This window comes from Streptomyces griseoaurantiacus (genome assembly GCF_036189845.1).
GTDB classification, from domain to species: Bacteria; Actinomycetota; Actinomycetes; order Streptomycetales; family Streptomycetaceae; genus Streptomyces; species Streptomyces griseoaurantiacus.
On the sequence record NZ_CP108326.1, the window covers coordinates 5,339,799 to 5,358,248 of the forward strand.

At 72.1% G+C, this 18,450-nt stretch carries 17 protein-coding genes and 5 tRNA genes; 15 read left to right on the plus strand and 7 right to left on the minus strand.

The window, feature by feature from the left end; genetic code table 11:
* Positions 1 to 2: 2 nt before the first annotated feature.
* Positions 3 to 4,136, minus strand: coding sequence for a sensor histidine kinase (locus tag OHB09_RS23825; RefSeq protein ID WP_328728384.1), 4,134 nt, complete (start codon positions 4,134 to 4,136; stop codon positions 3 to 5).
* Between the two features lie 603 nt (positions 4,137 to 4,739).
* On the opposite strand from OHB09_RS23825, the gene OHB09_RS23830 reads away from it, so the two are divergent.
* The 3 genes from OHB09_RS23830 (at position 4,740) to gltX (ending at position 7,482) form a co-directional block, all read left to right on the plus strand.
* Positions 4,740 to 4,964, plus strand: coding sequence for a hypothetical protein (locus OHB09_RS23830; protein ID WP_328728383.1), 225 nt, complete (start codon positions 4,740 to 4,742; stop codon positions 4,962 to 4,964).
* A 216-nt stretch (positions 4,965 to 5,180) separates the two neighbouring features.
* Positions 5,181 to 5,966, plus strand: a complete 786-nt coding sequence (locus OHB09_RS23835; RefSeq protein ID WP_006139621.1) for a fumarylacetoacetate hydrolase family protein — start codon at positions 5,181 to 5,183, stop codon at positions 5,964 to 5,966.
* Entirely contained in the window at positions 5,959 to 7,482 is a 1,524-nt protein-coding gene (gltX, locus tag OHB09_RS23840) for a glutamate--tRNA ligase (protein ID WP_328922509.1), read from the plus strand. Before OHB09_RS23835 ends, gltX begins: the two co-directional genes overlap by 8 nt.
* A 135-nt stretch (positions 7,483 to 7,617) precedes the next feature.
* Here the strand turns inward: gltX and OHB09_RS23845 are convergent, their stop codons facing one another.
* Together OHB09_RS23845 and OHB09_RS23850 are read right to left on the minus strand one after the other, a co-directional pair.
* Positions 7,618 to 7,815, minus strand: coding sequence for a hypothetical protein (locus OHB09_RS23845; protein ID WP_006139618.1), 198 nt, complete (start codon positions 7,813 to 7,815; stop codon positions 7,618 to 7,620).
* Between the two features lie 70 nt (positions 7,816 to 7,885).
* Positions 7,886 to 9,061 (minus strand): FAD-dependent oxidoreductase, encoded by a 1,176-nt coding sequence (locus OHB09_RS23850; RefSeq protein ID WP_328922510.1) that lies wholly within the window; start codon positions 9,059 to 9,061, stop codon positions 7,886 to 7,888.
* Positions 9,062 to 9,154: 93 nt separating this feature from the next.
* Here OHB09_RS23850 and OHB09_RS23855 point away from each other — a divergent pair, with 93 nt between their 5' ends.
* The 7 genes from OHB09_RS23855 to OHB09_RS23885 all read left to right on the plus strand — a co-directional run bounded on the left by OHB09_RS23855 (position 9,155) and on the right by OHB09_RS23885 (position 11,428).
* Positions 9,155 to 9,790, plus strand: a complete 636-nt coding sequence (locus tag OHB09_RS23855; protein ID WP_093598586.1) for a TetR/AcrR family transcriptional regulator — start codon at positions 9,155 to 9,157, stop codon at positions 9,788 to 9,790.
* A 275-nt stretch (positions 9,791 to 10,065) separates the two neighbouring features.
* Positions 10,066 to 10,734, plus strand: coding sequence for a DUF4241 domain-containing protein (locus OHB09_RS23860; protein ID WP_006139615.1), 669 nt, complete (start codon positions 10,066 to 10,068; stop codon positions 10,732 to 10,734).
* Between the two features lie 137 nt (positions 10,735 to 10,871).
* Positions 10,872 to 10,943: transfer RNA gene (locus OHB09_RS23865), tRNA-Gln, on the plus strand.
* Between the two features lie 43 nt (positions 10,944 to 10,986).
* Positions 10,987 to 11,059: transfer RNA gene (locus tag OHB09_RS23870), tRNA-Glu, on the plus strand.
* Positions 11,060 to 11,146: 87 nt separating this feature from the next.
* Positions 11,147 to 11,219 (plus strand) — tRNA-Glu (locus OHB09_RS23875).
* Between the two features lie 20 nt (positions 11,220 to 11,239).
* Positions 11,240 to 11,311: transfer RNA gene (locus tag OHB09_RS23880), tRNA-Gln, on the plus strand.
* 44 nt (positions 11,312 to 11,355) lie between these two features.
* Positions 11,356 to 11,428: transfer RNA gene (locus OHB09_RS23885), tRNA-Glu, on the plus strand.
* A 91-nt stretch (positions 11,429 to 11,519) separates the two neighbouring features.
* Here the strand turns inward: OHB09_RS23885 and OHB09_RS23890 are convergent.
* Complete coding sequence (locus OHB09_RS23890) at positions 11,520 to 12,164, minus strand: MerR family transcriptional regulator (RefSeq protein ID WP_006139613.1); 645 nt, start codon at positions 12,162 to 12,164, stop codon at positions 11,520 to 11,522.
* 107 nt (positions 12,165 to 12,271) lie between these two features.
* On the opposite strand from OHB09_RS23890, the gene OHB09_RS23895 reads away from it, so the two are divergent.
* A complete protein-coding gene (locus OHB09_RS23895; protein ID WP_191890443.1) occupies positions 12,272 to 12,784 on the plus strand; it encodes a DUF4188 domain-containing protein in 513 nt (170 codons plus the stop codon).
* A 77-nt stretch (positions 12,785 to 12,861) separates the two neighbouring features.
* On the opposite strand, the gene ndgR is transcribed toward OHB09_RS23895, so the two are convergent.
* The gene (ndgR, locus tag OHB09_RS23900; protein WP_006139611.1) at positions 12,862 to 13,578 is read right to left on the minus strand and encodes an IclR family transcriptional regulator NdgR; all 717 of its coding nucleotides are present in this window, start codon (positions 13,576 to 13,578) and stop codon (positions 12,862 to 12,864) included.
* Between the two features lie 213 nt (positions 13,579 to 13,791).
* Here ndgR and leuC point away from each other — a divergent pair, with 213 nt between their 5' ends.
* The 4 genes from leuC (at position 13,792) to OHB09_RS23920 (ending at position 17,266) form a co-directional block, all read left to right on the plus strand.
* On the plus strand, positions 13,792 to 15,216 hold the full coding sequence (gene leuC / locus OHB09_RS23905) for a 3-isopropylmalate dehydratase large subunit (RefSeq protein WP_006139609.1): 1,425 nt from the start codon (positions 13,792 to 13,794) through the stop codon (positions 15,214 to 15,216).
* 6 nt (positions 15,217 to 15,222) lie between these two features.
* Positions 15,223 to 15,816, plus strand: coding sequence for a 3-isopropylmalate dehydratase small subunit (leuD, locus tag OHB09_RS23910; protein ID WP_006139608.1), 594 nt, complete (start codon positions 15,223 to 15,225; stop codon positions 15,814 to 15,816).
* A gap of 411 nt (positions 15,817 to 16,227) precedes the next feature.
* Positions 16,228 to 16,458, plus strand: a complete 231-nt coding sequence (locus OHB09_RS23915) for an SCO5555 family protein (RefSeq protein WP_030382536.1) — start codon at positions 16,228 to 16,230, stop codon at positions 16,456 to 16,458.
* A gap of 139 nt (positions 16,459 to 16,597) precedes the next feature.
* A complete protein-coding gene (locus OHB09_RS23920; RefSeq protein ID WP_006139606.1) occupies positions 16,598 to 17,266 on the plus strand; it encodes an HU family DNA-binding protein in 669 nt (222 codons plus the stop codon).
* A 117-nt stretch (positions 17,267 to 17,383) separates the two neighbouring features.
* Here OHB09_RS23920 and OHB09_RS23925 read toward each other — a convergent pair whose 3' ends face one another.
* Positions 17,384 to 17,587: a hypothetical protein gene (locus OHB09_RS23925; RefSeq protein ID WP_006139605.1), complete on the minus strand. Its 204-nt coding sequence runs from the start codon at positions 17,585 to 17,587 to the stop codon at positions 17,384 to 17,386.
* Positions 17,588 to 17,596: 9 nt separating this feature from the next.
* Positions 17,597 to 18,253 carry a 2-phospho-L-lactate guanylyltransferase gene (cofC, locus tag OHB09_RS23930; RefSeq protein WP_006139604.1) on the minus strand — a complete coding sequence of 219 codons (657 nt, stop codon included), beginning with the start codon at positions 18,251 to 18,253 and terminating at the stop codon, positions 17,597 to 17,599.
* Positions 18,254 to 18,450 lie beyond the last annotated feature (197 nt).

Here is an 18,450-nt window from a genome sequence, read left to right on the forward strand (position 1 = left end):
AACTAACGCTCCTGCTGGTGAGTGGGGCTGGGGAAGCTGCCGGTCTGGCCGCTGCCGGGAGGACCGGCCTGACGACCCTGGGCGATGCCCCGTCGGAGATTGGTCAGCCGGCCGCGTACGTCATCGGGCGCACGCGAGACCTGCGGACCGGTTTGGTGCTGTTGCTGCTGTGCCGTGCCCGGTACCAGATTGGCGCGCGGCACCCGTCGCGGCAGACCGGAGGTGGTGACACCACCGGACGCCGGCTGCCGTACGCGTTCCGCCTGCCGGACCAGGTCGTCATTGGGCGAGCTGCGCCAGGCCGCTTCGGCCGGACGTCGCTCGGGAGCGGACGGGGGAGTGGGGGCGGGCGCCGGAGCCGCCGCCGGCCGGGGGGCCTGGGCGGGTGCCGGGGGCGCCTGCTGCGGTTCCTCGGTGCGACCCGCGCCGTGGAACCAGTTGGTCTCGAGGTTGTCGTACAGCGGGGTGCGCCCGTCGCCGGGGCTGCTGGCCGGGGGCAGCGCCTCCGGCTCGCGGTGTACCGGACGCTGCGGGGCCGGCGGCCGGGGCGCGCCGAAGTCGGCGGCGCCGCCGTTCACCTGCGGCCGCTCGAACTGGCCGGTGGACGAGGGGTCCTGCGCGGCGTACCCCTGCACGGGGAACTGGCCGGTGGAGGAGGGGTCCTGGGCGGCGTAGCCCTGCGGGGCGTACTGGCCGGTGTCCTGGCCCTGGTTCCGGTTCTGGCCCTGGCCCCGGCCGACGGCCGGGAACTGCCCGGTGTCGTGGGCCTGGTGCGGGGCGGCGTACTGGCCGGTGTCCTGGGCGTGGCGCTGGCCCGGGAACTGTCCCGTGTCCTGGCCGCGCTGCGCCGGGAACCGGCCGCTGTCGTCCTGGCCCGGGTAGGAGGCGGGGCCGCCCTGCCGGGGACCGTTCGGACGCGGCGCGTTCGGGTGCCGGCCGTTCTGCGGGGCTCCGCCGAACACGTCCGAGCGGACGAAGGACCCGGTGTTCTGCGGGCCCGCCGCGTCCGGGCCGGGGAAGCCGGCGCCGGGGGCGGAGTAGTCGGCGGAGGCGTTCTGGCCGGTGTACTCGGCCTGGCCGTGGTACTGGCCCTGGCCGCCGGGCCGTCCGGCGTGCGGGCCGGCCGTGTGCGAGGGGTCGTTGTAGCCCTCGTAGGACGGCTCGGCGCCGAGCTGGGGGATCTCCGCGGTGGCGCCGGGACCCTGCCGGTCCTCGACACGCGGCATCCGCGAGGTCGAGGTCAGGGCGTCCGGCTCCTCGTGGCCGCGCGGGGCGTCCAGCGAGGCGCGCGGGGCCGGCTGTGCGTTCTCGTCGCCCCAACTGGGCGTACGGGGCTGCTGGTTGCCGCCGGGCAGTTCCGCGCGGGGGCCGCCGCGGCCGGGCAGCAGCGGCCTGCGCCGGCCACCGGACTCCTTCGGCCGCCGCTCCCGCGGGGCCTGGCCGGACCGGCCGGACTCCTCGAAGCCGCCGGGCGCCTGACGGGCCTCGTCGAAGCCGCCCTGGCGCGGGGTGCCGGAGTCCTGGAAGGCCTGGGCCGCCTGCAGTCCCTGGGGGGCGCCGGGCGCCCCCTGGCCGTAGCCGCCGCCCGCGCCCGCCGGGGCCGGACGGCCCTGCGGGGCACCGGAGGAACCGGGCTCGAAGGCGTTCTGCTCGAACAGCGAGGGGGCACCGCCGCCCTGCGGGCCCCGGGCACCGCCCGGTCCGCCCGGCCGGCCGCCCTGGCCCGCGCCGGGCAGCGCCGCCCGCGGACCCTGGCCCGCGCCGACCTGCCCGCGCTGCGGGGCACCGCCGAGCAGACCGCCGCCCGCGGAGTCGCCGTTGCCGGGACCCTGCTGGCCGTTCTGGCGCCGGGCCGCGGCCGCGCCGGCCGCGGCGGCTGCCGCCGCCGGACCGCCGGTGGGGCCGCCCTGACCGGGCTTGCCCTGCGGCTTCTTGCCGCCCTGGGCGACGTCGACGGGGAGCATGACCAGCGCGGTCGTACCGCCGGAGTCCGAGGGACGGAGCTGGATGCGGATGCCGTGACGCTGGGACAGCCGGCCGACCACGAACAGACCCATGCGGCGGGAGACGGAGACGTCCACGGTGGGCGGCGAGGCGAGCCGCTCGTTGATCGCGGCGAGGTCCTCGGGGGAGAGGCCGATGCCGGTGTCGTGGATCTCGATCAGCACCCGCCCGTCGGGCAGCGCGTGACCGGTGACCTTGACCTTGGTCTGCGGGGAGGAGAACGAGGTCGCGTTCTCCAGCAGCTCGGCGAGCAGGTGGACGAGGTCGTTGACCACGCGGCCGGCGACCTCGGTCGTCGGCACCGCGGCCAGTTCGATGCGCTCGTACTGCTCCACCTCGGAGGCGGCGGCACGCAGGACGTCGACCAGCGGGACCGGGCGGGTCCACCGGCGGCCCGGCTCCTCACCCGCGAGGACCAGGAGGTTCTCGCCGTTCCGGCGCATACGGGTCGCGAGGTGGTCGAGCTTGAACAGCGAGGAGAGCTGGTCCGGGTCGGCCTCGCGGGACTCCAGTTCGGAGATGAGCGAGAGCTGACGCTGGATCAGACCCTGGGACCGGCGCGAGAGGTTGGTGAACATCGCGTTGACGTTGCCCCGCAGCAGGGCCTGCTCGGCGGCGAGCCGGACCGCCTCGCGGTGCACGTGGTCGAAGGCCGCGGCCACCTGGCCGATCTCGTCCCGGGAGTGCACACCGACCGACTCCACGGACGTGTCGACGTCCTGCGGGTCGGACTCGGAGAGCTGCTGCACCAGCTCGGGCAGCCGGTCCTGGGCGACCTTCGTGGCGGTCTCCTGCAGCCGGCGCAGCGAGCGGATCATGGAGCGGGCCACGATGAAGGCGCCGACCAGCGAGACACCGAGGACGAGCAGGATCAGCGCACCGGAGATGATCGCTTCCTGCTGCGACTCGTTGCGCAGCTCACGCGCCTTCTGCTCCATCTCGCTCAGCAGCGAGGTCTCGATCTTCGACATCGACTCGATCTTGTTCGAGTCGTCGTCGATCCAGTCCTTGTACGAGCGCTTGGACTGGGTGCGCATGCCGTCGGTGTTGCGCAGGACGCGGACGGCGTAGTTGTCCGAGGCCTTGATCGTGACGTTGCCGTCGGAGATCGGCTGCAGGAGTTCCGTCGCGTTGCCGGCGTAGATGTCCGAGAAGCTCTTCATCTCGGAGTTCTCGCCCTCGAGCGCCGACTGGCCGTACTGCCGGTCGCTGTCGGTGAGCTTGCCGAACGTGTCGTTCGTGGTGGGCAGCGCCGCGGCGATGATCGCGCGCTGTTCGGAGGCGTACTCCTTGGCGGTGGAGAAGGCCGTCAGCGCACGGGTGCGCTGGATCATCTCCGGGTTGCTGGTCGCCTGCGCCATGTCCTGCGAGAGGTCGAGGAGCTGCGTGATCAGACGGTGGTAGGCCTCGACCGTCTGGGCGGCGTTCCGGTCGTCCTGGTAGGCGCTGTTGCGGATCGAGTTGAGGTTGCCCAGCTCGCCGACGAGACCGACCACGGTCTCGCGCACACCGGAGAGTCCGCCCTCGCCCGAGGCGTCGTTGACCGCCTGGGTGGCGTCGACGAAGCTGACGCGCGCCTGGTCGGTCTTGTCCCGGGCGCCCTTGACGTTGAAGTCGTTCGCCTTGGCGCCGTTGGCCAGCGGGCCGGCCGACTGGTCGCGCTCGTTCTGCAGCGCGGCGGCGAGCTCCGTGGCCTGCTGGGTCATGTCCGTCAGCAGCTTCATGTTGTCGAGCTGCTTGATCTCGTCCATGGAGTCGCTGATGCGCAGGGCACCCAGCGAGGTCGCCGCGACCACGGGGAGCGCGAGCAGCGAGACCAGACGAGTGGAGATGCGCCAGTTGCGCAGGGCTATTCGCGGACCCGGACCGGTGGGACCGTCCGCCTTCGGCTTGATGGGCGGCGGCGTGGCGGCGGGGGACGCACCCTGGCGTCCCGGGGCCGCGGCGGGGCCGCCCGGCCTGCCCGCGGCGGGGGAGTTCCCGCCCGGACGGCCGGAGGAGTCGGGCCCGGCGGCGGTCGGCGCCGAATTCTGGGCGCGCTGGGGGGAGGAACTGCCGGCATTGGGGCCAGTCCCGCCGTGCGGCTCCGGCTCCGCCGAAGCACTGCCATCCCTCTTGAAACGTCCCTGCACTAGCGTCGCAACCTCTGGACCAGGCGCCCCTCCGTGTGAACGGCGGGACGGTGTCGGCGTCGTAGGGGGCGCCCTGAAATACGCCCCCCATGGTGGTCGTGAGTGACCGGCGCTGGTTCCCCCTATCTCGCCGCCACCCGGCGCTGGTGCGCCCCCTGTGCGCCGGCTCGATCCTGCGGCGGTCCGTGAGATTCCAGCACAGTGCAGGATCTCCAACAAGGCCCATGGGCGAGCCCGTCGCCTCGGTGACGCGTCGTGAGGGATGGATCACCGGGCGTAGAGAGGGTGTGCGGACATAGCGGACGTACCCCTACGAGCCGTGGGTGACCGTCCGGTGTCCCAGTCGCCATGATCAGGAGAGGGATGTTCCGTTCGTGAGGTATGCCCTTTTTCGCGCCGGAAGGTAAGAGTCCGATTCGACCTTTTTATGTATGGGTAAGTGAGCAAACTCACATGGAGATCAAGGCGTCTTCACGAGTTCCCCCGGGAATTGGATGTTTAGCCTGACTCTTTACAGAGAAGGCGAATCCGACAACCCGCCCGGAGCGGCCCCCCTTGGAGGAACGCCGCCGGGCGCTCTCACCGACGAGGTTCAGTACAACCGTGAAGACGACGATGATGTTCCGCAACATTGCCAACCCGCGCCGCACCACGCTGGCCCACCTGGCCGACGCCGAGGAACTGCAGGCCCGGCAGACACTCGAACGGCCGGAACACACCGTCGACCTCCCCGCCCAGACCGCCAACCCCCGGCGCACCGTACTGATGGACATCCCCGCCCAGCCCTCCGCGTCCTCCGACGTCTCGCTGTCCTCCGCCGCGGAGTAGTACGCACGGGAGCGGCCCAGCGCTCAGGAGGCACCGGGGGACGCCGAGGGCGCGCGCCACGAGGCGCGCGCCCTCGGCGTCCCCCGGTCACACCCGAGTGCGCGACATGCGCGAGAGCGCCCCATCCCCGCGCGTTAGCCTGGTCACCGGACTCCCGCCGGCCCGCCCACCACGGCCGGCCGGCACACACGATCAGGTAAGGGGCGCGAGCATCCCGTGCGCATCGCCAGGTTCTCCATCGACGGCAACGTCGCCTTCGGCGCGGTCGAGGGCGACCGACCGGACGAACTCGTGCTGGACATCATCAAGGGCATCCCGTTCGCGGACTTCGAGCTCTCCGGCACCAAGGTCCCGCTGAACAAGGTCCGGCTGCTCCCCCCGGTGCTCCCCAACAAGGTCGTCGCCTTCGGCCGCAACTACGCCGACCACGCGCGCGAACTCGGCAACGAGGTGCCGGACGCCCCGTTCGCCTTCTTCAAGCCCTCCACCTCGGTGATCGGCCACGGCGACGAGATCGCCTACCCCTCCTTCTCCGAGGACCTGCACCACGAGGCCGAACTGGCCGTCGTCATCGGCCGCATGTGCCGCGAGGTCCCGCGCGAGCGCGTCAAGGACGTCATCCTCGGCTACACCTGCGCCAACGACCTCACCGCCCGCGACGTCCAGCGCCGCGAGAAGCAGTGGGCCAGGGCCAAGGGCTTCGACACCGCCTGCCCGCTCGGCCCCTGGGTGGAGACGGACCTCGACCTCGCCGCCGCGAACGACCTGACCGTGCAGCTCACCGTCAACGGGCAGCAACGCCAGCTCGGCCGCACCAGCGAGATGATCCACCCCATCGAGGACCTGATCGTCAACATCTCCGAGGCCATGACACTGCTCCCCGGCGACGTCGTCCTCACCGGTACCCCGGCAGGGGTCGGCCCCCTCCACGTCGGCGACGAGGTCGCCGTCACCATCGAAGGCATCGGCACTCTCACCAACAAGGTTGTCAAGCGTGGCTAGCGCACCCTCCCCCAAGCTCTCGGCTCCGCTCGAGCAGGGGGCACCCCCATCCGCAGTCCGTGTCCGTTTCTGCCCCTCGCCCACCGGTAACCCCCACGTGGGCCTGGTCCGCACCGCTCTGTTCAACTGGGCCTTCGCCCGGCACCACCAGGGCACTCTCGTCTTCCGCATCGAGGACACCGACGCGGCCCGCGACTCCGAGGAGTCCTACGAGCAGCTGCTCGACTCCATGCGCTGGCTCGGCTTCGACTGGGACGAGGGCCCCGAGGTCGGCGGCCCGCACGCCCCGTACCGCCAGTCGCAGCGCATGGACCTCTACAAGGACGTCGCCCGGAAGCTCCTCGAGGCCGGTCACGCCTACCACTGCTACTGCACCACCTCCGAGCTGGAGGAGCGCCGCGAGGCGGCCCGCGCCGCCGGCCGGCCCTCCGGCTACGACGGCCACTGCCGCGAGCTGAGCGCCGCCCAGGTCGAGGAGTACACGGCGCAGGGCCGCGAGCCCATCGTCCGCTTCCGGATGCCCGACGAGGCGATCACCTTCACGGACCTCGTCCGCGGCGAGATCACCTACCTCGCGGAGAACGTTCCGGACTACGGCATCGTCCGCGCCAACGGCGCCCCGCTCTACACGCTCGTCAACCCCGTGGACGACGCGCTGATGGAGATCACCCACGTCCTGCGCGGCGAGGACCTGCTCTCCTCCACCCCGCGGCAGATCGCCCTGTACAAGGCGCTCACCGAGCTGGGCATCGCCAAGGAGACCCCGGCCTTCGGCCACCTGCCGTACGTCATGGGCGAGGGCAACAAGAAGCTCTCCAAGCGCGACCCGCAGTCCTCCCTCAACCTCTACCGGGAGCGCGGCTTCCTGCCCGAGGGGCTGCTCAACTACCTCTCCCTGCTGGGCTGGTCCCTCTCCGCCGACCGGGACATCTTCTCGGTCGAGGAGATGGTCGCCGCGTTCGAGATCTCCGACGTCAACCCGAACCCGGCCCGCTTCGACCTGAAGAAGGCCGAGGCGATCAACGCCGACCACATCCGGCTGCTCGACGTGAAGGACTTCGCCGAGCGCTGCGCCCCCTGGCTGAAGGCCCCCTTCGCGCCCTGGGCCCCGGAGGACTTCGACGAGTCCAAGTGGCAGGCCATCGCCCCGCACGCCCAGACCCGTCTCAAGGTGCTCTCCGAGATCACCGACAACGTCGACTTCCTGTTCCTCCCGGAGCCGGTCTTCGACGAGGCGAGCTGGACCAAGGCGATGAAGGAGGGCTCGGACGCCCTCCTCCGCACGGCCCGCGAGAAGCTCGAATCGGCCGACTGGACCTCCCCCGACTCCCTGAAGGAGGCCGTCCTGGCCGCCGGCGAGGCCCACGGCCTCAAGCTCGGCAAGGCGCAGGCCCCGGTCCGCGTCGCCGTCACCGGCCGCACGGTGGGCCTCCCCCTCTTCGAGTCCCTCCAGATCCTCGGCAAGGACACGACCCGCGCCCGCATCGACGCGGCCCTGGCGAAGCTCGCGGCGTAGGACGCGCAACACGTACGGAGGGGGCGGCAGCCGAAAGGCTGCCGCCCCCTCCGTACGCCGTCCGGCCGCGGGGAGACTACGGGGGACGGAGCCCGCCGCGGCACCGGCGGCCGGGGGCCGGTGCCCCGCCGCCGGTCACCGCGCCGTCCGCCCGCGCCGCAGCCACCAGGTCACCCCCGTCACCGCCGCCGTCACCGACAGGCCCACCGCCAGGGACTCCCAGAACTCCTCCGCCCTGCCGCCGTCCTCCGCGAGAACCGTCGACAGCGTCGTCATGACGACCGTGATCACCAGCCCGATGGCCAGGTTCTTCCTCACCCGCGACGGGGGCACCCGCTCCTCCTTCTCCCGCGCCGTGCCCGGCGCGGACCTCGCACGTCACCGACGGTTCGGGCCGGCGCGGTCAGCGCGCGCCGGACCGTGAGGCGCCCACGGCGGGCAGGGACGGCGGCTCGTAGTCGTACAGGTAGCCCTGCGCCCGGTCGAAGAACGGGAGGAGCACGCGCATCTTCGCCAGGTCGATCTGCCGCTTCACGGCGCCGGGCCGCTTCGTCTCACGGGCGTTGTGCCCGTGCTTGAGCAGCTTGTCGATGCGCGGGCGGCGTGCCGTGTCGTAGGTCTTGAGCGCCGCCGGGACGCTCGGGGCCCCGCTCAGCGCCGCCGCGAGCTCCAGCGCGTCCTCGATCGACACGGAGGCGCCGTGTCCGACGCCGACGGGGTGGGCGGCGTCGCCGACCAGGACCATGCGCCCGCTGTGCCACGTCCGGACCGTGTCGCAGACGTTCAGGTAGCCGGACGCGACGATCTCCGTCGCGGCTCCGATGACGGCCCGGGGCATCGCCTCCGGGAACAGCTCGGTGATGCGCCGCAGCCATTCCGCGTCGTCGACGCCTCGCAGGTTCGGCTTGACCGGATCCGCGATCTGAGCCGCCCACCACTGGGTGTTCTCGTCGATGGTGGTGTGCACGAAGGCGCCGCTGCGCGCGTAGGTGAGGTTCCAGACGCCGGTCTCGAGCCCCGTCATGCGGGCGATTCCGGCGACTCCGTAGAGCCCCGCGTATTCCGCGCGCGGCGCGGAGGAGTCGATCAGCCCGCGCACGGTCGACCAGATGCCGTCGGCGCCCACGAGCAGTTCCGCGGTGTCGCGCAGGCCGGAGGCGAACTCGGCCACCACGCTGTCCGCCGACTCCGCCGCGTTCACCAGACGTTCGCCGGTGACGATCCGCGCGCCCGCGTCGAGGGCCGCGCGCCGCAGGATCGCGACGAGCTGTCCGCGGTGCAGCGCGACGCTGCGCATCGAGTCGGTCTCGCGCCGAAGACGTGGCGCGTCGCCCAGGAGGTGGCCGCCCGGCGTGTAGAACCGCATCCGTTCGACGGGGTACCCGGCCGCCTGCGCCTCGCGCAGGAGGCCCAGCTTCTCCAGTGCGCGCAGGCCGTTGACCGCCAGGCCGAGGTGGGCGCCGACCTCCTCGGGCGGAACCTCGTACGCCTCGTAGACGGTCACTTCGTGGCCGATCCGCCGCAGCGCGAGGGCCATGGCGGGCCCGGCTATGCCTCCACCGATCACGATCGTGCGCATGAGAGTCTCCCTGAATTCACGTTCACTGAATACTGGTTCGGTGAAAGTGTGTTCCGATACGCTGGCGCCTGTCAACAGCCGAGGGAGGACGACATGCCGCAGGGCTCCGTCAGTCGAAAGGTCAGGGCGGCCCAGACGCGTGCCGCGCTGCTGGACGCGGCGCGGGGGCTGTTCAGCGAGCGCGGCTACCTCAATACGAAGATCACCGACATCACCGCCGCGGCCGGCCGCTCGACCGGCTCCTTCTACGAGCACTTCGCCGGCAAGGAGGAGCTGCTCCAGGCGCTGCTCGCCGAGATGGAGGGCGCGATCGACACGCGCATGAGGGGCCTGGAACACCCCCGCGACCACGACCTGACCGACCGCGAGCAGTTGCGCGACCACCTCGACGTCGCCTGGACCGTGATGCGGCAGAACCGCCCGGTCGCGCTCGCGCTGTTCCAGGCGATGGTGGCCGACGACCCCGGCACGGGCCGGGCCTGGCGCGACCTGCGCGAGCAGACGTCGACCATCCGGGAGCACCTGGAGTACCTGGTCGAGCGCGGACACCGGCTGCCGGGTGATCCCGAGTTCGTGGCGGCGTCGATGGGCGCGATGCTCGTCACCCTCAACTACGCCCTGCTCACGCCCCCCGGCGGCGAGGACGCCCCGGACGTCGTGGACACCCTCACGGACCTGCTGCTGTACGGACTGACCGGACCGGCGCCACGGGCGGCGGACGGAACCTGAAGGACGGGGCCGGGCCGCTCCCGCGCCGGCCGGGGGAGGGGTGCCGCGGTCTCGCGAACTCGGCGCACGGGAGCGGCCGTTGCCCGCCCGCCGCCACGGACCGCGCCCGGACCGGCCGCGGGACCACCGCTGTCGCCCGCGTCCCCGCTCCCGCCGGTCCTCGGCGGCACCGCCCCCGCGAGGTTCCCGGCCCGGAGACTAGTCTTCGGCATTCCACCGTTCCTCGCCCGCCCCGACCCCGGCCGCACGGGCGACGCACCCCGGAAGGGCCCGTCATGCCGATGACCGCACGCGACTACGCGTGGCTGTTCACCCCCGGTTCCACCTTCACGTACGAGTCGGGAACCGTCGGCACGCTCCATGTGGCCGACGGCGGTGAACTGTGGCTGCCCACCGGGCAGGTCGTGGCCTGCGATCCCTTCGTGTCCCTCGGGCGGGGCGAGAGCGAACCGTTCACCGTCGCCGTCGAGCCCGGCCGCTACCGCGTCGAGGCCGCCGTGGCGACCCTGACCGAGCCCGAGGAGCCCCCGTCCGAGGAGCCGCACCTGCGTGTGGCCGCCGCCCGGCTGGTCGTGCGCGAGGAGCCCACCGTCCGCTGGGAGCCGGCCCTGTGCCCCGGCCAGGACCCCGCCGGGCTGGGCGAGGACGAGTTCTACGGCTACGGCGTGGACGCGGGCGCCGGCTGCTTCTACGACGCGGCCGTCGACGCCTCCTTCCCCGGCTCGGAGGAGGACGAGGGTCCCCTCTGGGACGCCTTCGAGAACAGCGACTGGGCCCCCGGACCCCACCTGATCACCGACCCGGGCACCGGGCACACCCTGGCGGCCTTCAGTTCCGGCTGGGGCGACGGCGCCTACCCCACCTGGATCGGCCGCTCGGCGGCCGGGGAGGTCACCTGCTACCTGACCGACTTCTTCGTGGCACCGGGCCCCGACGGGGGCTGAGCCGTCACAACCCGTTTTGGAGCGCCGTCCACCTTCGGGTAATGTTCTTCCTGCGCCACCGCGGAACGGTCCGAAAGGCACCGGGAACCGGAGGCGCAGAACTAGAACGAGAAGCCCGCAGGGGTCTTGCGTTCCAGTGGCCTATGGTGTAATTGGCAGCACGACTGATTCTGGTTCAGTTAGTCTAGGTTCGAGTCCTGGTAGGCCAGCTCGCAGACGCTTCGGTCTGCACCCGCGGATCTCATCCGCAAAGCCCCCGTTGTGTAGCGGCCTAGCACGCTGCCCTCTCAAGGCAGTAGCGCCGGTTCGAATCCGGTCGGGGGTACGGATCCATCCCGCGAGAGCGGCCGGGGTAGCTCCCCCCGTCCTCACGGTGACAACATCCGGCTCCGGCCGGGTGGGGATCGCTAGGGCCCCCGTTGTGTAGCGGCCTAGCACGCCGCCCTCTCAAGGCGGTAGCGCCGGTTCGAATCCGGTCGGGGGTACGAACTGGTCTAAACCATATTGGTCTATGGTGTAATTGGCAGCACGACTGATTCTGGTTCAGTTAGTCTAGGTTCGAGTCCTGGTAGACCAGCTCGGATCTGCGGCGGTGCAGAAATGAACGCCCGCATGATCCAGGCCCCCGTTGTGTAGCGGCCTAGCACGCCGCCCTCTCAAGGCGGTAGCGCCGGTTCGAATCCGGTCGGGGGTACGCGAAAAGACGAAGGGCCCTCCCTCGGGAGGGCCCTTCGCCGTGTCCGGTGCCTCGCGCCGCCGCCGGGCGCGGTGGCGCGAGACGTGTCTCACACGATGCCGTACCGCCGCGCCGACTCCTCCTCCTGGGCCAGCCGGTGCAGCGCCCGCAGCACCGGTTCGAAGAGCACCGCCGCCGCGACCGCCATCTCGGCCTTCTCCGCGTCCGACTCGTGCGTCTCCAGGAAGTCCAGGTCGCGCGCCGCCACCTCACGCATCAACCGGGCGTAGGGAACCAGCTCTTCGGCGTTCCAGTCGTAGCCGAGCCGGATCAGCGTCGCCACCGTCGTCACCAGCGAGCGGTGCACGGGGGACAGGTCGCCCAGTTCCCGCACCGAGTCCCAGCGGACCTCCGCGAGCAGCCGGTCCACCTCCCGGCGGGCGGCGGTCACGGCCGCGTCGTCCTCCGCCGGCTCCGGGGGCTGCGGCAGGGCCCACAGGGCCGCCCCCAGGCGCATGGTCCGGCCCAGCGACTCGTCGTCGACGTGCCCGAGGACCTCCTTGGCGGTCGCCACCGGGATGCGTCCCACCTGGATCAGGGCCCGCACCAGCCGCAGCCGCCGCAGGTGCTCCTCCTCGTACTCCGCCGTCGTCGCGTTGACCTGCCGGCCCGGCGGCAACAGGCCTTCGCGCAGGTAGTACTTGATCGTCGCGGTGGAGACCCCGCTCCGCTCGCTCAACTCGGCCAGCCGCATCTCTTGCGCTCCTGTTCGGACAACGGCACTATCCAAGCATGCCCACATCGGATAGTGCCGCTAACCAACGCGTCGCGAACCCACGAGGGAACACAGGGGGAGAAGTCATGGGAAGCAGGTCCGTCATCGCCGGCCGCACCACCGCCGACGCCGAGGGTGAGGTCGTCGTCCTGCTCATCGGGATGCGGATCAACCACTTCTGGGCGGTGCACCACTGGCTGCCGGTGCTCGGCGCGATGCCGCGCATGCTGCGCGAACTGGTGCGGGACCCCGGGCGCGGACTGCTCGGACACGTCCTGCTGACGGCCTCGCCGAGGACGTACTACGTCGTCCAGTACTGGCAGTCCAAGGAGAAGCTCTACGCGTACGCGACCTCGCCCGACATGTTCCACCACCGGGCGTGGGCGAGGCTCAACCGCAAGGAGCGGGAGGGGCAGGCGCGGCAGCACGTGGGGCTGTGGCACGAGACGTACGTGGTGCCCGAGGGGAACTACGAGGCGATCTACGCGGACATGCCGGCCTTCGGCCTGGCGGCGGCCCACGGCCGACTGCCGCTGGAGAAGCGGGGACGGCGGGCGAGGGACCGGTTCGCGCACCGGTCCGGCGCACCGGCCGAGTAACCCCCGTGGGGAGGCGGGGAGGGTCTGCCGCGGCGTCGGGGCCGGCCCTCCCCGTCGGACGCGGGGGAGAGGGTGGTTCAGCCGGAGCGGCGCAGGGCCTCGGAGAGGCGTCCGGCGGCGTCGATCACGGCCTGGGCGTGCATGCGGCCCGGGTGGCGGGAGAGGCGCTCGATGGGTCCGGAGACGGAGACGGCGGCCACCACGCGGTTCGAGGGGCCCCGCACCGGCGCGGAGACGGAGGCGACGCCCGGCTCGCGCTCGCCGATCGACTGGGCCCAGCCCCGGCGCCGCACGCCGGACAGCGCCGTCGCCGTGAACCGGGCGCCCTGCAGCCCGCGGTGCAGGCGCTCCGGCTCCTCCCAGGCCATGAGGATCTGCGCGGAGGAGCCCGCCTTCATCGTCAGCGTCGAGCCGACCGGGACCGTGTCCCGCAGACCCGACAGCCGCTCCGCCGCGGCGACGCAGATGCGCATGTCGCCCTGGCGGCGGTAGAGCTGGGCGCTCTCGCCCGTCATGTCCCGCAGGTGCGTGAGGACCGGCCCGGCCGTCGCCAGCAGCCGGTCCTCGCCCGCCGCGGCGGCCAGTTCGGCGAGCCGGGGGCCGAGGATGAACCGCCCCTGCATGTCACGCGCCACCATGCGGTGGTGCTCCAGCGCCACGGCCAGCCGGTGGGCCGTGGGTCGTGCCAGTCCGGTGGCCGCGACCAGCCCTGCGAGGGTGGCCGGTCCGGACTCCAGGGCGCTCAGGACAAGGGCTGCCTTGTCCAGGACGCCGACGCCGCTACTGTTGTCCATGCAACGATACTTGCGTCTCACTCTGTGAAACGCAAGTTCAAATTTCCGTGGAACGCGCCACTCTGGGACACACAGCACCACACACCGGGCCCGGTGACCACGGGTCCGACGGAGGGCGCCCGGAGTTCACCGGAACTCGAGGGGGGCGTGCGCTCCCCCCAGGATCTCTAGTTGGGCCGGCGGACACAGTCGTCGCCGGCCGGAGGGAAAGCGATGGGTAGGACACTCGCGGAGAAGGTCTGGGACGACCACGTCGTCCGGCGCGCCGAGGGCGAGCCCGACCTCCTCTTCATCGATCTGCACCTGCTGCACGAGGTGACCAGCCCGCAGGCCTTCGACGGGCTGCGGCAGAGCGGTCGGCCGGTGCGGCGCCTCGACCTCACCATCGCGACCGAGGACCACAACACCCCGACCCTCGACATCGACAAGCCGATCGCCGACCCGGTCTCCCGCGCCCAGCTGGAGACCCTGCGCAAGAACTGCGCGGACTTCGGCGTCCGGCTGCACCCCCTGGGCGACGTCGAGCAGGGCGTCGTGCACGTCGTCGGCCCGCAGCTCGGTCTGACCCAGCCCGGCACCACCGTCGTCTGCGGCGACTCCCACACCTCCACGCACGGCGCCTTCGGCGCGCTGGCCTTCGGCATCGGCACCTCCCAGGTCGAGCACGTGCTGGCCACCCAGACCCTGCCGATGGCCCGCCCCAAGACCATGGCCATCACGGTCGAGGGCGAGTTGCCCGACGGCGTCACCGCCAAGGACCTGATCCTCGCGATCATCGCGAAGATCGGTACGGGCGGCGGCCAGGGCTACGTCCTGGAGTACCGCGGCTCCGCCATCGAGAAGCTCTCGATGGAGGCCCGCATGACCATCTGCAACATGTCGATCGAGGCCGGCGCCCGCGCGGGCATGATCGCCCCCGACGAGACGACCTTCGCCTACCTCCAGGGGCGCCCGCACGCCCCCGAGGGCGCCGACTGGGACGCCGCCGTCGCGTACTGGAAGACCCTGCGCACCGACGAGGACGCGGTCTTCGACGCCGAGGTCGTCATCGACGCCGCCGCGCTGTCGCCGTTCGTCACCTGGGGCACCAACCCCGGGCAGGGCGCACCGCTGTCCGCAGTCGTCCCCGACCCGGCCTCCTACGAGGACGCCTCGGAGCGGCTCGCCGCCGAAAAGGCCCTGGAGTACATGGGGTTGACGGCCGGACAGCCGCTGCGCGAGATCGCGGTGGACACCGTCTTCGTCGGCTCGTGCACCAACGGCCGCATCGAGGACCTGCGCGCCGCCGCCGAGATCGTCAAGGGCCGCAAAGTGGCCGAGGGCGTACGGATGCTGGTCGTCCCCGGCTCCGCGCGGGTCGGTCTCCAGGCCGTCTCCGAGGGCCTGGACGTCGTCTTCAAGGAGGCCGGCGCCGAATGGCGGCACGCGGGCTGTTCCATGTGCCTGGGCATGAACCCCGACCAGCTCGCCCCCGGTGAGCGCTCGGCGTCCACCTCCAACCGCAACTTCGAGGGCCGGCAGGGCAAGGGCGGGCGCACCCACCTGGTCTCCCCGCAGGTCGCCGCCGCGACCGCGGTCACCGGGCACCTCGCGTCCCCCGCCGACCTGTCCGACGCCCCCGTGCCCGCTGGAGTCTGATCAGTCATGGAAGCATTCACCACCCACACCGGCCGGGCCGTTCCGCTGCGCCGCAGCAACGTCGACACCGACCAGATCATCCCCGCCCACTGGCTCAAGAAGGTGACGCGGGACGGGTTCGAGGACGGGCTGTTCGAGGCCTGGCGCAAGGACCCCTCGTTCATCCTCAACCAGCCCGAGCGGCAGGGTGCCACGGTCCTGGTGGCGGGCCCCGACTTCGGCACCGGCTCCTCCCGCGAGCACGCCGTGTGGGCCCTGCAGAACTACGGCTTCAAGGCCGTGATCTCCGCCCGGTTCGCCGACATCTTCCGCGGCAACTCGCTGAAGAACGGCCTGCTCACCGTCGTCCTGGACCAGGAGACCGTGAACGCGCTGCAGGAACTCACCGAGAAGGACCCGCAGACGGAGATCACGGTCGACCTCGAGGCCCGCGAGGTGCGCGCCGAGGGCATCACCGCCGCCTTCGAGCTGGACGAGAACGCCCGCTGGCGGCTCCTGAACGGCCTCGACGACATCTCCATCACGCTGCAGAACGAGGCGGACATCGCCTCCTACGAGGCGAAGCGCCCCTCCTTCAAGCCGCGCACGCTCCCGGTCTGACCGGCCGCACGGCCTCGCCGGCCCCGCGGCCGGCACCCGCTCGGCGAACGCCCGCCGTCCTCAGGGACGGCGGGCGTTCGCCTTTTCGGCGTGCGGAGGAGTGCCGGCCGGCCCCCGGGCGCCCCGCCCGGTGGTGTCTTCCGGCCGGTCGGCCGGAAGCGGCCCGTCGGGTTTCGGCCACCGCCCGGGGACACGTACCCCCAATCGGGGGCGGTCGGGCGCACGGCGGCGCCGACCCCGCGATGACCCGGCCCGCCACCGCGTCCGGAGTCAACTCCCCAGGTTGAAACGGTGTTTGCCTGGGTACGCGACCCCCGACGGGGTGATCGCCGCGCGCGCCCGGACGATTGTCCGAGACGGCAGTTGCCCCCTGCGGGGGCGACAACTCGCCCCAGATGGCACAATCTGTGCATGGAACACGACGGCCAACTCGAGCTCTATACGGCGGTCGCGAACCAGCTCAAGGAAGCGCACTCCCGAGTGCGCGCACTGCAAGTCCCGGAGGGCGTACGGATGGCGCTGACCCGGAAGCTGCTGGTCATTACGGCCGCGGCCAAACACGATCTCGCCGGTGCCGCGCGGCGCCTGGAGCGGTTCTCGGAGGACCTCGACGAGGGCCGCCTTCCCGGGGCCGACGGCTGAGGGGCCTTCCCCGCAGCCGAGTTCCGTTGCGGCACAAGGGTGATTAGCCCGTTTCGTGTTTGATTTGCGGTATATATCTGCCTAACGTGCGAAAAGGCTTGAACAGTTTCGTTCGGGCAATGTCTCCGAAGGGGAAGACGTGAACAAGGCGCAGCTCGTAGAAGCGATTGCCGACAAGATGGGCGGGCGTCAGCAGGCCGCCGACGCGGTCGACGCCGTACTGGACGCCATCGTCCGAGCGGTCGTCGCCGGAGACCGGGTCTCCGTCACCGGCTTCGGATCCTTCGAGAAGGTGGACCGCCCGGCCCGCTACGCCCGGAACCCGCAGACCGGGGAGCGGGTGCGGGTCAAGAAGACCTCCGTGCCGCGCTTCCGCGCCGGTCAGGGGTTCAAGGACCTGGTGAGCGGGTCCAAGAAGCTGCCCAAGGGTGGCGAGGTCGCGGTCAAGAAGGCGCCCAAGGGCAGCCTTTCGGGTCCGCCGCCCACCATCGCCAAGGCCGCGGGCAAGAAGGCCGCCGCCAAGAAGGCGACCGGCGCGCGGAAGACCGCCGCGGCGGCGACGAAGAAGGCGGCCGCCAAGAAGACCACGGCGACGGCGAAGAAGACCGCCGCCAAGAAGACGACCGGCACCGCCAAGACGGCCGCCGCCAAGAAGACGGCCACGAAGGCCGCCGCCAAGAAGACCGCCACGAAGGCCACGGCCAAGAAGGCCCCGGCGAAGAAGGCCACCACGAAGAAGGCCCCCGCTCGCAAGTCGCCGGCACGCAAGACGACCACCGCGAAGCGGGCGAGCAGCGCGCGGCAGTGAGCCGTGCACCGCGAGTAATTGACACGTGCCGGGACGGGCCGGACCCTCATGGGTCCGGCCCGCGGTGTGCCCGGGAACTCCGGGAGCGGAGGGGAGGCCCGGGGCGGGCTTCCGGCCTCAGAACGTCTGCAGCGTCACCAGGGTGATGCGCAGGGCCCCGCCCTCGCCGTCCCCCTCCACGCGGACCCGCTGGCCCGGCCGCAGCAGCCGCAGGCCGCCCGCGTCGAACGCCGCCGCGTCGAACGCCACCGGCGTCCCGTCGTCCAGCAGCACCTGGCCGCTGCGGGTCTCGGAGTCGTAGGTGTACGCGGTCGCCTGCATACCCGCAGCCTAGTACCCGCATCCCGAGGACAACGCCCGCAGGGGCAGCGCCCCCACGGCGGCCACCGTCCGCGCGCCCGCCCCCAGCGCCAGTGCCGCCCGCAGATCCGCGCCGGTGTCGACGTCCTGGCGCACCGAGTCCACCGCGCCCGGCGCAAGTTCCACCGCCCCCGAGGCCAGATGGCGCCGCCGGGAATCCACCCCGAACGCAGGGCCCAATTCCCTTCCGGGGCCCGCGGCCAGCAGCGTCGTGCCGATTCCGGCCGCGTCCGCGAGGAAGGACCGCGGGAATTCCCCGGCCGCCCGCAGCACCCGTTCCAATTCGGCGGGCCGCAGCGCCGGGAGATCGGCGTTGAGGGCGGCGACCGCCGCGCCCGGCCGCCGGAACCGTACGGCCGCGGCCCCGTGCGCCAGCGCCGCGTTCAGTCCGCCCGCCGGTTCGTCGGCGAGGATCAGCGCGCCGAGCGCGGACAGCTCGCGCCCGGCGAGCGGGTCGTCCGTGACGACCGCCACATCGCGCACCTCGGGGCAGTCCAGCGCCGCCGCCACCGTGTCCTGGGCGAAGGCCAGGGCGAGCCCCGGGCGCACCGCGTCCCCGGCGGCGTCCGTCAGGCGGCTCTTGGCCCGCGCCAGGGCTTTCACCGGAATGACCAAGGACCACTGCACGCCCGCTCCGTCCGCCGACCCGTCGCGGCCCATTGTCACCCCCACCGTGCGTCGCCCGCCCGCGTCCCACCTCGCCCCCGCGCCCGGTCAGGGCGGTGGGGGAGTGCGTTCCGGGCACCGCGACGCCGGGATGATCCGAGGGAGGGGCCCTCACACGCCGGGGCGTACGGTGTTCTCGACAGACAGGCAACCCGGGG